Origin of the sequence: Lactiplantibacillus songbeiensis, from assembly GCF_005405125.1 — a bacterium.
Lineage (GTDB): Bacteria > Bacillota > Bacilli > Lactobacillales > Lactobacillaceae > Lactiplantibacillus > Lactiplantibacillus songbeiensis.
In genome coordinates this window covers 85,945-101,228 of the sequence record NZ_BJDL01000003.1, presented here as the reverse complement: position 1 = coordinate 101,228, position 15,284 = coordinate 85,945, and the positions used below count along the sequence as shown (strand labels likewise).

The following is a 15,284-nucleotide window of genomic DNA, read 5'->3' as shown; positions in this document are numbered from 1 at the left end:
TTTCACTCCGTTTTCTGATTATCTATATTTACTCAACATTGATAAGTTTACTGAACCAATGTAAAAGCAATGAAAGTATTACGTAAAGGTTGTCTTTACTTTCAGAAAATGATTATATTTTTTGTGTAAAATTTTTAACATTCCATAAGTCTATTGATGGAATGCAAAGCCTTTTACGTCACCACATTAGTAATGCATAATAAAAAAGCCGCCTCTATTTCCTTTTTAAAAGGATTGAGGCGACTTCAATAAACTTTTCAGATGATACCTTTAGTGCTTATTACTTTGCAAAGTAAGCATGGATCATGTGCTTATCAACAGTAATATACTTACCATTCTTCAATTGTAACCTTAACTTGCCTTTGCTCTTAACAAGTTTCTTAATCTTAAGCATCGTCCCACGTTTGTAGGTCATATGCTTGCCTTTAAGTGTCTTACTGTTGTAAGCTGACAAGCCCTTAGCATTGATTACCTTAACCTTGATTGGTTTCTTAGTATAATCAGCAGATGTTACATACTTGCTACTTGAGGTGATATAACCAGTCTTACCATACGTCTTAGAACCTTTGTTGATGTCCTTAACTTGGTAACGATTACCCTTCTTTGTCAAAATCTTGAACTGAGCCCACTTATTTTGTGGCTTAGCTGCAAAGAACTTGTAGCGGTTCTTCTTAGTAAACTTAGCCTTCTTGTAGAAGCCAACCTTCTTTTGAGCACAAACAATCTTGCCCTTAAGTTTATTCTTTTTAGCTGGTTTTTCTTTATGTGATTCAGATACTGTTACATTAGTATCTGTATTTGGCTTAGTAGACTCTGTTGGTTTAGTCGTTGCACTACCATTATTACCAGAAGTGCTTGGAGCGGGCTTGTTTGGTTCTGGCTTTGGTGCTGGAGCTGGTTTGTTTGGCTCTGGTTTTGGTGCAGGCTGACCATTAGTTAAATCCGTAACTTTGTCAACTTGCTTAGTACTTAAGTCAGATAAGATTTCTTTCCCCTTATCAGTACCTAACATAGCTTCTTTAATGGCTACTTCAGTAGCTGCTTTAGCCTTAGCAGGCTTCATAGTGACAACTACCATCGTATCATCAGGCTGCTTATCAAAGCTTAAAGTTAATTTCAAGATGCCATTTTGAACTTCTTGACGGATAACTTTTGCACCAGCTGGCACATTGATTTTATCAATACTCCGACCGCCTAAATCAACTCGTGCATCAACTGTTCGAATCTGACGATTACCATTTGCTTTGAATTTCAAAGCAAACTTATTTTGATCCTTTTCTAAATTAACAGATTCAACTTGACGATTCTTTTTCGCCAATTCAGTTTGAGAAAGGAATGCTGAAGAATCAAAAACTTTTGCCGTCATTGACTTAGGCTGTTCAACTTGTAACGCCTTTAAAATCAATGCCGAAACGTCAGCGTTACTCCCACCTGAAAGACGACGACCAGCATCAATCGTTTCCCCGCCTAAAGCAAGATACGTATTGTAATTTGACGGATCTTTAGTACCAGGACCACCATGACCATAGCCACTACCACCATGATCAGAGTTAGCAATAACTAACGTATCATGAATATGGCCTGTTGCTTCCAACTTATCCATAACTTCCTTGAACAACGCATCATACTTAGAATACGTTGCCCAATAATCATCATTATACCAACCATGACCATGGCCTTGACCATCCATTTGGTCACTTTGCATATAAACTAATGACGTATCATTAAACTTGTCACTTCCAATATAGTTTGCGACATCATCAAATGATTTCCAAGAATTTGACCGTTGTTTTTCAACTGCGGCATCTGGTTCAGTGATACCACTAATAATTTGATGCCATTCAGCGAAGGCAGCAAGTCCTTGAGTTGGATTATTCTTTTGTAAAACTTTAAATACTGATGGATACTTCGGATCTTTCTTCCCAAAATCAGCAAAGTATTTCTGACCAGCTGTACTATTAGTCATCTGATATTCTTTATCCATTTGACCCCATGGTAACCCATGTAGCATGGACGAATAGTTTTGTGCCGAAATTGTTGGCTGTACCGCTTGAGCCGTTGTGCTCATTGCAAATTGTTTATTAAACAAGTTCATAGCATAGCTATTCTTACGTTTAGCTAACAGTGTTGGGCTGCTCGTCCATTGTGGGAGTTTACTATTATCATTTGTATAGTACATCCCGGTTGGGTCCCATGGGTTACCACCACCATCAGTCGTCAACACAATAACATGCTTATATGGTCGAATTTCAGCAGCTTTAGCAACTTCAGCTTTACGAGCTTCCGGTGCTAAGGCAACATCACCAGCACCAACAATGCCGTCACCGTTATAGTCATTAATATTTTTTGCATGAATAGTGATGTTTTGTTGCCCCACAATATCCATCTTCATATCAGTAACATTTTTGCCATCAACACTAGCTTTAGCGTTTTTTACAGATACAGTTGTTGTCGCATTTTGCTTACCTACCGGCTTGGCCTTCAATTGAACCCGTGCCAGACGCGTTACACCGTATTGATTAAAGTCAGCCTTAGATAAAGTTGCAGTCGATGAAATGTGTAAGGTATGATCATCAACCTTAGTAACAGCTGTTTGCTTGTCACCACCAAGTAAGAAGTCAGCACCTGTGAATTCAAACTTAGCTGGATCAAAGGTAACATCATATTCTACTTTATCAATATCGCCATAATCGGCTTGATTTGTATGCACATTTAAATTGTAAGTATGTCCCGAGACAACATCTGAAGGGCCCACTAATTCGGTCTTTAATTGTTGGCTGACATTTTTTTCATCATGAATATCATTTCTAGCGGCAACACTCAATTTTTGTACATCAGCATCAGTTAAAGCTTTATTATAGACTCGCGCTGTTTTAACTTTACCTTGCATGCCAAATTGTAAAGCATCATTTGAGCCACTATCGCCGCCAATAACAAAGTTTTGGGCACTAGAACTAGCAAACTTAATATTACCGCTATTATCAAGTTGACTAACCATTTTACCATTGACATATAGTTTGGTCTTTTTAGCTACCGTGTCAATAACACCAACCGCATGTACCCATTTACCAATCTTTACATCAGATTTCGGTTGCTTGTAACCATTACCATCATTTGCAAAGAAGTTTAGCTTTCCATCCACCATCCCTAATCCAAGGCCACCACTTTCTTGGTTAGAAAAAATGTCATGCTCACCGCTTGTACTACCTTCATACTTAAAGAGCGCTTCAACTGCAACACCATTTTTCATTGCATCATAGTTTTTTTGTGCCATTGGCAATAAATAAGCACTCGTACCGTCAAAAGAAGCAACCTTACCGTTCATATTTTCATCGGTTGTAACTTGAGGGGTTCCAACTGTTTTAATATTACTAATAGTTCCAGTAAGATCAGTTGGTGTTCCCTTTGAAAAGTCCATATCCACGTCAGACTTAGGCAGATTTGCCACAGCTTCAGCCCGGCTAATTCTTGGTTGATTGGCATTAGTAACTGCCGCGGCTGCTGGAGCCGCCGTTGTAATTAAAGTTAAAGTCGCTGAACACAACGCAATCGTCGTCAATACTCGAGGATTCAAATTATCTTCACTCCATTTTCTTTTGTCATATGTGTCTTCTCAACATAATTAGTTTACTGAACTAATGTAAATAAGCTGAAAGCACCGGGTAAAGGTTGTGTTTATTTTCAGAAAATAAATATATTATTTATGTAAATATTGCGTTTTTGCATGATTTTATTAACGGAAATAAAATTCTTTTACGTCAAAAGCTTCTCTCTCAAATACAAAAAATGCCTCAAACCAAGAATTGGCTTAAGACACTTTTCATAACTAACTATGATTTCTCATCATAGATTATCTTCAATCAATAACACCTGACAATTAATCCGCAAGAAGCTTTCTACTATTATAAGCAACTAAGCTTTAAACTGAATCTTCACATAATCCCGATACAACGGCAAACTCTCCATCAATTCTTGATGTGTCCCATGCCCACTAACATGACCCTGTTCGATGAAGTAAATCTGGTCAGCATCGACAATCGTACTCAAGCGATGCGCAATCACTAAGGTCGTCCGACCCTTCATCAATTCACCTAAAGCTTTTTGAACCATGGCTTCTGATTCAGAATCCAAGCTCGCCGTGGCTTCATCCAACATCAAGATTTTCGGATCACGCAAGAAGGCTCGCGCAATCGCTAAGCGTTGACGTTGACCGCCACTAACTTTAACACCGCGTTCACCCACTTGGGTATCCAAACCAGCTGACATCTCATGAACAAAGCCATCCGCTGACGCCAACTTCAAGGCCTGCCACAACTCATCATCGGTGAAGTTACGGGCAAACCCATACGTTAAATTATGCCGAATCGTGCCGGCCATAATGGCAGAGTCTTGACTCACATAACCAATTTGAGAACGCCAATCACTTAAATTCAAATCAGCCGCATTCTCATCACCAATCATCACTTGACCCGCAGTTGGTTGATAGTAACGTTCCAACAAACCAAAAATCGTTGATTTACCGCCACCGGATGGTCCGGCAAACGCCACGACCGTATTCGGTTTAGCTTCAAAGTTCACGTCATGTAACACGGGTTGGTCGTCATCGTCATACGCAAAGTCCACGTGTTGCATCGCTAACGTCTTAGCCGTCACTGATTTGGCAACACCCGTTTCCAATGCTTCTTCGGGTTCTTTAAGTAAGTCGCGTACCCGTTCCGTGGACCCGTTTGCTTTCGATAATTTATTAAAAAACTGAGCTAGTGTTCCAGCTGGTCCAATAATTTGGAACAGGTACATTAAGAATGACACTAATGTCCCCATCGTCATGGTACCATCCGCTACCCGAGCTGCCGCATAAACTAGCACGCCGACAAACAATGCCATCATGCCGGCCGTCATAATTGGGCCAGCGACTGAATCATAAATAGCTTCTTTTAAACCAATCTGATACAAGTCTTTGATTTGACCAAAGCCGGTCTTCGTTTCATAAGCTTCGGCATTGGACGACTTTACCAAGCGAATCTCACTCAACGTTTCATCCGTAGCTCCACTAAAAGTCGCTAAGGCATCTTGGCGTTGCCGACCGACTTTACTCGACAAATTCATAATTGGCATCATGATCAATAACAGTAACGGTACCGCTACAAACATGATCGCCGTCATCTTCCAATCCATTAATGACATAATCACTAAGGCCCCGAAAAGTTGCAACAACGACGTGACCATCTGTGGGAATGAATTAGCTAACAAATCCTTGATTTGGGTCGTATCGTTGACCAAACGCGAGGTCATCTCACCCGTCTTCACATCATCAAAATAACTGACGCGGAGCCGCACCAGTTTCTGCCATAACGTTGACCGTAAGTTAGCGACAACGTTTTCGCCAAAAATCCCCAGTAACGTTCCCGAAACCGCACTAATCACCGCACTGGCCACGAACAGGCCAATCACCCCTAATAAAAGCGGCCGGCTAATACCGTGACTAAAGCCATTAATCAACGTTTGGGCGAACTTCGGCACAATTAATTGCGCGCCAGTCGCCAACATACCGAGCAACAACCCAACCCATAACTGCCAATAACGCGGTTTCGTCTGCCGAATTAACTGCAAGAATCCGCGAAAATCAAACTTACCACTTGCTTTTTTGTGCGCCGTACGCGGCGCGGCCATTCTACGATCCATCTCAATGCCCCATGCTCTCTTAAAAGTTTAGAACCAGCGTCGACCCCAGCCCGGTTGATGGGGGAAGTTCATCCCATGACCGTGACCGCGCGGCATAAAGTCCCGTAAATCTAAATCTGTCATACTAGTACTTAATTTGGTTAACAGCTTTTCCAAAGTCGTCTTTTCATCATCGCTTAACCCGCTGAATAACTTCGTGGTTAAGTCATCAACCCGGTCAGCATGTTGATCAAACATCGCCCGACCGTCTGCGCTTAACCGCACAATGACGACCCGTTTATCAGTCTCGCTAGGGAGTCGTTCAACCAAACCGGCATCAACTAAGCGACTAATGGTGGCGCTGACGGAACTGGGACGGATATCCAGTAACTCCGCGATTTCGGCGTTCGTCAGGCCAGCCGGGGATTGTGATAACAATTGTAGGAGTCGCATCTGGCCGCGACCGCCCCCCATCATTCCGCCGTGCATGTCGCCGAGATCGCGCTGATGCATGACGGCCATCATAAAAGCCCGATTTTGCATTAATTTACCAAAACTATCGAATAACTCATGATTAAGATCTGTCATTTTAAATTTCCTCCTGTAGTTTGAATGTTTATTATATTAGTCTATTAGTTAGATTAATGCAACAAAAACTAACTAATTTGCTAACTATTTTCAACAAAAAAGCAGCAATCCCTTGATACCATTGAGATTACTGTCCTAATTATTGTTCGGTAATTAACCTTGAATTAATCGCAATCGTCTTTTTTTCACCACTAATCGCTAATTGTAGTGCGCGTTCACCAACCGTTTTAAAATAATGATCGATCGTTGGCAAATGAACCAATTCCCCCGACAACTGATGTTCCTGACCGATTAGAAACGGTACCGCCTCGCCAGCCGCCTGGTAACCGCGACTAACGCCAATCGCAATATCATCGCTATTAGCAAGAATCGCATCGAAATGTTGCCCACGCTTTAGATACGTTTTAGCGGCTCGCTCGCCATCCGCTAAAGTAATCACATCCGTCACACAAATTTCCGGGGCCGGTCGCTGACCAAAGACCATCTGATACGCATCCGCCGTCGCCTGACTCGTGGCACTAACCGCAATTGGTCGACTCATTAAGAGTCCAATCCGCTGATAACCATGCGTTTTCAAATATATTAAGGCATCGCGATAGGTTGTCCGGCGATGGGCATAGGCAGCGGGAATCCCACTGTCACGTGGATGTTCGCAAATCACAATTGACCCATATTGTCGATAATGAGCTAATTGGCTTAATGGCAGACCGTGCGACGTAAAGATCAAGGCATCATAGGCCTTGCGCCGCAACCCTTCTAAATATTGCAGCTCTAAGTCAGCATCGTAACGCGAGGATAACAAAACCACATGATATTTAGCCGCAAACGCCGCGGTAGTAATCCCATGAATGAGTTGTGTAAAGTACGGATGGTCCTCGTGGGGCAACACCACGCCCACATTAAACGTCTTGCCACGGCTTAAATCACGTGCCACATCGTTAGGCGCATAATCCAACTCATCAACAACTTTTTGAATCGCCGCGCGTGTTGCTGTGGAAACGTAATTCTGCTGATTAATCACGCGCGAGACCGTCGACACTGAGTAACCCGCAATTTTCGCCACATCCCGAATATTCGTCATCCTAACGCCTCCTGCAAAACTGTCGGTATAACTTGAGTATACCAGCTTGGCCGTCACTATCGAACATGTTCGATAACTTAAGTTTACGGTCTCGAACGCGTTCGAGGTCAAGAAAAAATAATCAAGGCTCATAAATACCCTGTATTTATAAAACATGCTATGATTAAGATACAAAAAAGAGTGCCAGCAAATGAGGCTGACACTCCACCTAAGTTGTTACTGTAATGGCTTAGTTTTAAATGTTGGAATAACCACCCGTAACTCTGCCAAAAGTTACATCGGGTGGTTATTTTTTGTTTTCGTTATCTTTGATGACTTCGTACGTGAAGCGGATGACCGCGAACACGAACCAGCACCAAGCTAACATGGCTGAAATTCTTTCCTAGTATGGGTACCCTATTTGGCATAAGCACCATCCCCAGTTTTCTAAACAGCCACCACCGTCACAACTTAGTGAATTAAGTATCCGGTAAAGGTTGGGTAATCGCCAATATTATGAAAACAAATTAATCAATTTTCAGTAACTAAAAAGTCCGACCACAACAGCCGAACTCGTCAAAACAATTAGTTATCAAATAAATGCAACTTCGCAATCCGTTCACAAGCTTCACTAAAGCGTGGTTCATCGATCAGCAAGCCCACCCGGACATAGCCTTCGCCACCTTCACCAAAACCATTCCCAGGCGCTACCGCAACGGCCGCTTTATCTAGCAACAAGTCGGCAAAGCTTTCACTGGTATACCCAGCTGGAACGGGCATCCAAGCATAAAATGACCCACCCGATTGATAAGGTTTCCAACCGATTTTGCGGGCAGCCGACCAGAATTGATTGCGCCGTTTTTCGTATAAAGCCACTAACGCCTGCACCGAACTTTGATCACTATTCAAGGCCGCAATCGCCGCATCTTGAATCGCGGGGAAGACACTCACGAATAAGTGATCTTGAATCAAATTCAACGCTTCAATCATATCGGCATTACCGGCCGCAAATCCCACGCGCCACCCAGCCATATTAAAGGATTTCGACAAAGTATACATTTCAATCCCAACGTCTTTGGCACCTGGCGTTTGCAAGAAGCTAACCGGCCGTTTGCCATCAAAACCAATCGCGCCGTATGCAAAGTCATGAACAATGCCAATCTGCTTTTCGTTCGCAAAATCAACCGTCTTTTGGAAGAACTCCGGCGTCGCAACTGCCCCAGTCGGGTTATTCGGATAGTTGAGATACAACAACTTGGCCGCCTCGGCTACTTGCGGATCAAGGTCGGCATAATCCGGTAAGAAGTCGTTCTTCGCCTTTAAACGCAACAGCTCCAGCTTAACTTGCGCTAGCGTAATCCCCGATAAATAATCTGGATAACCAGGATCTGGCAAGATCATCGTATCGCCAGGATTCAACAACGCAAAGGGTAACTCTACCAACCCGATCTTACTGCCGCCTAAAACGGCAATTTCGGTCTCAGGGTCTAGCTTCACACCATATTCTCGTTCATAAAAATCAGCGGCGGCTTGTTTAAACCGTGGTAATCCCCGAAACAACGAGTATTTATGGTCAGCGGGATCGGCGGTCGCTTGTTGCATCGCCTTCACAACAAAATCCGGCGTCGGCTGATCTGGATTACCTTGGCCTAAGTTAATAACATCAGCCCCAGTCGCAATCTTTGCGTTGACCTTTTTCACTAAATTAGCAAAGAACTGCTTTGGCAGCTGTTGTAAAATTTTCGATTCTTCAAATCTCACAGAATTAGTCCTCCTCTTGCGCAACGAGTACCCACGCACACGACTTTTCTCATAAGTTTAATTATGAGTTTTTGATTAGAAAATGTCAATAAAACTTAATAAAAAGACGCCAACGCAAGTCAACGTTGACGCCATCATAATGAACTTAAATAAATTCGGTTAAACTCGTCGCATCATAGCGATTAGAGTCAATCGGGGTCTCTTCAGCTTTACCAATAGCAACCGCCATCACTGGCACGAAGCGCTGCGGATCTAACCCAAAGGTCGTGGCCACTTTGTCGGCAGCATAACCAGCAATTGGGTTGGCTTCATAGCCATGTGCCCGCGCAACCAATAAGAGTTGCATCGCAGCCATACTACTGTCAATCGTGGCATCGCCGATTAAGAATTCACGGGTAGCGCTTTCATACATTGGCAGGAAAGTCTTGAAAATCTCATCCCGTTTTTCAGGGGTAATCTTGCCTTCATCACAAGCTTTGTTCCAAACATCGCGATAAACTTTATGGGATTGCGTGTCACCGAGGACAAAGACCATCGCTGAACACGAATCGATTTGTGGATAGTTGAATGGCATTAAGACCGACTTCGCCTTAGCTTTACCGGCGTCACTAGTCGCTACTACAAAGTGCCATGATTGTAAATTGCAAGCTGATGGTGCGCTAGTGGCTTCACTAATCATCGCTTGTAGTTCTTCAGCCGAGATCTTAACGTTGGCATCAAACTTCCGGACTGATTTCCGGCCAAACATAATGTCCTTAAAATCGTTATTCACTAATGCTTTATCTAAAGTTGCTTCACTCATAAAAAATACGCCCCTTTATATTGTAATCGTTTACAATACAATTATAACGCATTTTTATTGACTTGTATTTAGGGCCCAAAATTATTTTGCTTCCGCAACTACAAAATAATTACCTTCGGGATCAGCAAAGTTAAACGTTAAGGTGCCATTGTTATCAACAATCTCGCCAGCCGTTGTCAGCTGTTCATGTAGCGCCTTAAAATCCGAGCTAAAAAGCATTAATGATGGCGTGTTACCTAAGACTTCTGGTGAGTATTCTGCAATAAATGACTTCGGAAAGAATGATAACTCCACTTCTGGTGAGAGCGTTAAAACGATATTTTGCCAGTCTTTGGGTAATGAATTAATTTCACTGATCTTGGCATTGAAATTATCCTGCCAAAATTTGACTTGGGTCGTGACATTGTCGACATACAACATAATCCGGGTTTTCTGCATTGGTTTCACCTACCATAATTTAATTGAGTTAAGCTTAGCATGCCGACCAATTAACAGACAATTCAAAACACCGCTGGATTTTAAATTTCAAAAATCCCCACCGACAGGCACATCGGTAGGGATCTATTAAAAAACAGCTATTTAATTGGCAAACGACGAATCCAGTTTTCAATTTCTGGTTGCGTCTTCAAGTCGCCATTCACAAAGCGGCCACTTTCCTCGCCGTTATGAAAACCCACAAAGCTTGGTAATCCACGAACTTCCAAATCTAAACACAATTGTGTATTCTCATCACGATCGATTTTCAAGAATTTGTACGCTGGAAAATTGTGTTCAATCGTGGGTAACTTTGGCCGAATATATTGACATTCACGGCACCAGTCCGCCCCAAAATACAAAATATAGTTGCCTTGTGCTAACCTTGCCATTAAATCGGCCTTACTGGTCGCTGGTAATCGTTCCAAAATAACACCCTCCTCAATTTTATTCAAAGCTAGCCCGCGTATAATCGGCTTGCCCACCACTATGGTACTGGACGCCAGTCAACTTAGGGTTCACTAAATGTGATTCATTAACATAGTATAACGGAATAATCCCGGTTTGGGTCTGTAACCGCTCCTCAGCTTGACGCAAATAACGCCAATACGTCGTCTGATTATTCGACTGCTTGGCGGCATTGACCAACTTGTCAAAAGTGGCATCGCTGAAATGACCACTATTCATGGCATTACCGGTCTGCAAGACCCCCAGATAATTAACTGGATCAGCGAAATCGGCTAACCAGTACCACTGGCTTAACGAAAACTCACCCGCCGTTTTCAGTGATTGTAACCCCTTATCCGGGACATTCTTAATAGTCACGTTAACCCGTGGCAAATTTTGTTCAACTTGTTTTTGTACAAATTGTGCGACATTTTTCGTCACATCTTGGTCATCACCGACTAGTTGCAAATTGACCGTTCCCTTAATATTCGCCGCTTTTAAGCCGGCTGCCCACAACTTTTTAGCTTTCGCCAGATTAACGTTAGTGGCATAACTCGTTTCAGCACTAAAATCTTTACCGGTGGTTGGGTCAGTCGCCGTTCCTGGACTAACAAAACTTGAGGCTGGTTTTGACCCGTCCGCCAATACATTCTTAGTTAGCTGTTGGCGATTAATGACCAACGACAACGCTTGGCGTAACTTTTTATTTTTTAACGGCTGCCCCGAACGTTGGTTAACTTGTAAATAGTACGTCCAAGCCTTGCGAACATGTTTGATATCCTTATTGGTCTGCAAGCTCTTCGCTGTCACCCCAGAAATCGTCGCGTCATCTAGCTTTTTATCGGCAAATAAATTATGCGCCGTATTCGAATCTTTAACCGTTACATAGTTAATTTTATTCAATTTAATTGATTTTTGGTCATAATAATATTTATTACGTACCAAGGTATACGTGTCGTTAGTCCCACTCCACTTGGTTATCTTGAAAGCCCCGTTAGATACCGTATTGGTCGCATTAGTCCCATAGCGCTTAGTGCCGACTTTCGTCACGAATTTTTGATCTTGGGGCAAGAATACTGGCACCGTCACTAACTTATTGAAGTACGTCATTGGATGGTCCAAGGTAATCTTAAGCGTCCGTTTACCAGTCGCCGCAATGCCTAAACTTTGATAGGCCTTTTTCCCAGCATTAATCTGATCAGCATTTTTAATGCCGCTAAAAATATAAGTATAAACCGGTTTATTTGCCGGATTCATCGCGCGCTTCCAAGCATATTCGAAATCACTGGCCAACACTGGATCACCATTACTCCACTTGGCATCTTTCCGAATATGGAAGACATACTGCGTACCATTTCTAGTCGGTTTAACAACCTTAGTTGCCATCGCCGCAACTGGCTGATCTTTAGCATTTAACCGATACAACCCTTCAGTTGTATTCACTAAAGTGCTAAATTCTGGTAACGTGGCTTGATTGGTGCTATCCAACGTGGTTAAGTCTGACGTCTGCATCAGCTTTAACGTTTCTCTGGTACTTGTCTGCTGACGCGGTTGCGAACCACAACTGGCCAATACTGGTAATATGATTAAACTTACTGCCCCTAACTGCCAACCCTTTTTCATCGTCTAACTTCCTCTCTAAACAAAAAGCACCCGTCCTTAATTGAAAGGACGAGTGCCACCCGTGTTACCACCTTACTAACTAGCCCAGCTAGTCACTTGTGTAGCCAAATAACGTGGCTAACCGCAGATTCAGCTTGCACCAAATCTGACGCTCCGAGCTCATCTTCATCAACTGGCAACTGCCATGCTTACACTAGACCACGGTCGCTATTCTGTGCCAAGTCGACTACTCTTCTCATCAAAGCTTAATATCTATAATCAACATCATAAACGACTAGTTCATTTGACGCAACCAATTTATTCTAGTTTCAGTAGGATCTAGCACATTCAAAAAAATTTAGTCAGCGTCAAAGTCGCATTAATTCAGCTTTCTAATTAATTATTTTCATTCAAAAATTAAAAAAGCCCTTGACATCTAATCAATTTTTAATTATTCTGAGACACATCAACTAAACCAAACCAAATTTTGAAAGCGAGGGACCATTATGATGAAACTAACCACTAACCTAACCAACATTTTGGCACCCCTTGCTGTTCAAAATTTAGCCTTATTATTACTTAAGAAGGACCCGGTCACTTGACCATGAGCTAACAACTCAAAATTCAAGTGCTGAGCCCTTCTTTCCCATTGTGGTAATGAGGCTTCAGCACCTATTTTTTAGGGCCTCATTCACTACGGTGGATGAGGCCTTTTTGTTAGTCCAAAGGAGGATCGAGAATACCGTCACAGCCGTCACCTCAAAACAAGAAAGTGGGAATTACATATGAAAAAATGGGAACAAACAACGATCAAACTAACTGCCCTCGCTACTATCGCTATGACGCTAGCTGGTTGCAGCACCGCTAAGTCCAGCACCAGTCAGGGTAACAATCCGGGTAAGACGATTAAAATCGGGGTCAATATGGAACTCTCTGGCTCTGCCGCCGGATATGGCAACCAAGAAAAACAAGGTATTCAATTGGCCGTTAATCAAATTAACAAAAATGGCGGTATTAAAGTCGGTAGTACTAAGAAAAAAATTCAACTCGTCATTCGTGACAACAAGACCGCTAATACGACTGCCGCCTCGGTTGCCGCCCAACTCGTCAATAACGATAAAGTGGTGGCTGTCGTCGGTCCCGCGGCCACCAATGCTGGGACTGCCTCAATTCCCAATATGACTAAAGCCGCGGTCCCGTCAGTCAGTCCCTCCGCGACCGATCCCGGTTATACGTTGCAAAAGGGCGGCACCGTCCAGCCTTATATTTTTCGTGCTTGTTATCAGAACAACTTCCAAGGCTCATCAGCGGCCAAGTTCGTGACCAAGACGCTCAAAGCCAAACGGGTGGCCATCTTGACCGATAATTCCAGTGACTACGGTACTGGCTTGACGAAAGCCTTTAAGCAAGCCTACACCGGCACGGTTGCCAGCAGTCAAACGTTCCAAGAAGGCGACAAAGATTTCAACGCGATCTTGACGTCCTTGAAGCATAAAAAGGTTGATGCCATTTATGCGCCTGGCTACTATTCCGAACTTGGCTTGATTATCAAGCAAGCCCGCCAAGCTGGCATTAATGTGCCAATCATCGGTAGCGACGGCATGGCCGATGCTAAGTTGGCTAAGATCGCTGGTAACCACAATGCAACGAACGTGTATTACACAACACCATTTTCCACGAAGTCTGGTGCTACTAATCCTACTGCGGCCAACTTCTTGAAAGCCTTCCAAGCCAAGTATCAGACCACCGCACCGACCTTCTCAGCGTTGGCTTATGACTCGGTCTACATGATCAAGGCAGCGATTGAAAACGAAAAATCGGCGAACTCGGTTAAAATCGCTGACGGTCTCGCCAAGCTTAAGAACTTCAAGGGCGTCACTGGGACCATCACGATGAACAAAAAGCACAATCCTGAAAAGTCAATCGTGGTTGAAAAGTTGACCCAAGGGATCGTTAAACAAACTTACAACGTGCAATAGCCGTTAGAAAGGTGACCATCATATGCAGACAATCGGACAACAATTAATTAATGGCCTTTCATTAGGCAGTATCTACGCCTTATTAGCACTTGGCTATACGATGGTTTACGGCATTATCAAGCTGATTAACTTCGCGCATGGCGACATTTATATGCTCGGCGCCTTTTGGGGTTATTACGTGATCAATGTGTTGCATGTCAACTTCATTGTCGCGCTACTTTCAGCCATGGTATTTTGTGCCTTAGTTGGCGTGGTAATTGAAGCCATCGCCTATCGTCCCCTACGCCACTCGCCGCGGATCACCGCCTTGATTACCGCCATCGGGGTCTCCTTCTTGTTGGAAAATGGGATGTCTTACTTATTTACCGCTAACACCCGCAACTTTCCCCAAGTTATTAAGACCGTCACTTGGCACTTTGCCGGGATGCGGATTTCTAACATTCAAGTCTTGATTTTAGTAACAGCTTGCCTGTTGATGTTAATCCTGGAACTGATTATTAAAAAAACTAAAATGGGCAAAGCCATGCGGGCCGTCTCCGTTGACCCGACCGCCGCCCAACTTGTTGGCATTAATTTGAATCACACGATTTCATTTACCTTTGCTTTAGGCTCGGCGATGGCGGGCGCCGCGGGGGTGTTAATCGGCTTGTACTACAACTCGATTGATCCACTAATGGGGATGACACCGGGGATCAAAGCCTTCGTCGCCGCCGTCATTGGTGGGATTGGTTCCGTTCCGGGGGCTTCCTTAGGCGGGTTCATCATTGGCCTCTTGGAGACTGCCGTTCAAGCAATTGGCCTTTCTGCTTATAAAGACGCCGTCGTGTATGTCGTCTTAATCGTGATTTTACTCGTCTTGCCAGCCGGGATTTTTGGTAAAAATGTCAAAGAGAAAGTGTAGGTGATCAGT

11 protein-coding genes are annotated in these 15,284 nt (G+C 43.3%); 2 read left to right on the top strand and 9 right to left on the bottom strand.

All coding sequences use genetic code 11. The features are described 5' to 3' along the window. Positions 1-280: 280 nt before the first annotated feature. The 9 genes from FFM77_RS01160 to FFM77_RS01120 form a co-directional block, all read right to left on the bottom strand. Entirely contained in the window at positions 281-3,574 is a 3,294-nt protein-coding gene (locus tag FFM77_RS01160) for a LamG-like jellyroll fold domain-containing protein (RefSeq protein WP_137633918.1), read from the bottom strand. A 338-nt stretch (positions 3,575-3,912) separates the two neighbouring features. Continuing rightward, complete coding sequence (locus tag FFM77_RS01155; RefSeq protein ID WP_379893553.1) at positions 3,913-5,682, bottom strand: ABC transporter ATP-binding protein; 1,770 nt, start codon at positions 5,680-5,682, stop codon at positions 3,913-3,915. Between the two features lie 27 nt (positions 5,683-5,709). Continuing rightward, complete coding sequence (locus tag FFM77_RS01150; protein WP_137633917.1) at positions 5,710-6,249, bottom strand: MarR family winged helix-turn-helix transcriptional regulator; 540 nt, start codon at positions 6,247-6,249, stop codon at positions 5,710-5,712. Between the two features lie 139 nt (positions 6,250-6,388). Beyond that, positions 6,389-7,330 carry a LacI family DNA-binding transcriptional regulator gene (locus FFM77_RS01145; RefSeq protein ID WP_137633916.1) on the bottom strand — a complete coding sequence of 314 codons (942 nt, stop codon included), beginning with the start codon at positions 7,328-7,330 and terminating at the stop codon, positions 6,389-6,391. Between the two features lie 564 nt (positions 7,331-7,894). Then, a complete protein-coding gene (locus FFM77_RS01140; RefSeq protein ID WP_137633915.1) occupies positions 7,895-9,070 on the bottom strand; it encodes a pyridoxal phosphate-dependent aminotransferase in 1,176 nt (391 codons plus the stop codon). Positions 9,071-9,215: 145 nt separating this feature from the next. Continuing rightward, positions 9,216-9,872 (bottom strand): nitroreductase family protein, encoded by a 657-nt coding sequence (locus tag FFM77_RS01135; RefSeq protein ID WP_137633914.1) that lies wholly within the window; start codon positions 9,870-9,872, stop codon positions 9,216-9,218. A gap of 81 nt (positions 9,873-9,953) precedes the next feature. Next, positions 9,954-10,310: a VOC family protein gene (locus FFM77_RS01130; protein WP_137633913.1), complete on the bottom strand. Its 357-nt coding sequence runs from the start codon at positions 10,308-10,310 to the stop codon at positions 9,954-9,956. A gap of 137 nt (positions 10,311-10,447) precedes the next feature. Next, positions 10,448-10,774 carry a thioredoxin family protein gene (locus FFM77_RS01125; RefSeq protein ID WP_137633912.1) on the bottom strand — a complete coding sequence of 109 codons (327 nt, stop codon included), beginning with the start codon at positions 10,772-10,774 and terminating at the stop codon, positions 10,448-10,450. Between the two features lie 19 nt (positions 10,775-10,793). Further along, positions 10,794-12,416: a peptide ABC transporter substrate-binding protein gene (locus FFM77_RS01120; RefSeq protein WP_137633911.1), complete on the bottom strand. Its 1,623-nt coding sequence runs from the start codon at positions 12,414-12,416 to the stop codon at positions 10,794-10,796. A 764-nt stretch (positions 12,417-13,180) separates the two neighbouring features. Between FFM77_RS01120 and FFM77_RS01115 the strand changes: the two genes are divergently transcribed. Both FFM77_RS01115 and FFM77_RS01110 read left to right on the top strand, forming a co-directional pair. Then, positions 13,181-14,374 (top strand): ABC transporter substrate-binding protein, encoded by a 1,194-nt coding sequence (locus tag FFM77_RS01115; RefSeq protein WP_137633910.1) that lies wholly within the window; start codon positions 13,181-13,183, stop codon positions 14,372-14,374. A gap of 22 nt (positions 14,375-14,396) precedes the next feature. Next, positions 14,397-15,275 (top strand): branched-chain amino acid ABC transporter permease, encoded by an 879-nt coding sequence (locus tag FFM77_RS01110; protein ID WP_137633909.1) that lies wholly within the window; start codon positions 14,397-14,399, stop codon positions 15,273-15,275. The last annotated feature ends 9 nt before the right edge of the window (positions 15,276-15,284 follow it).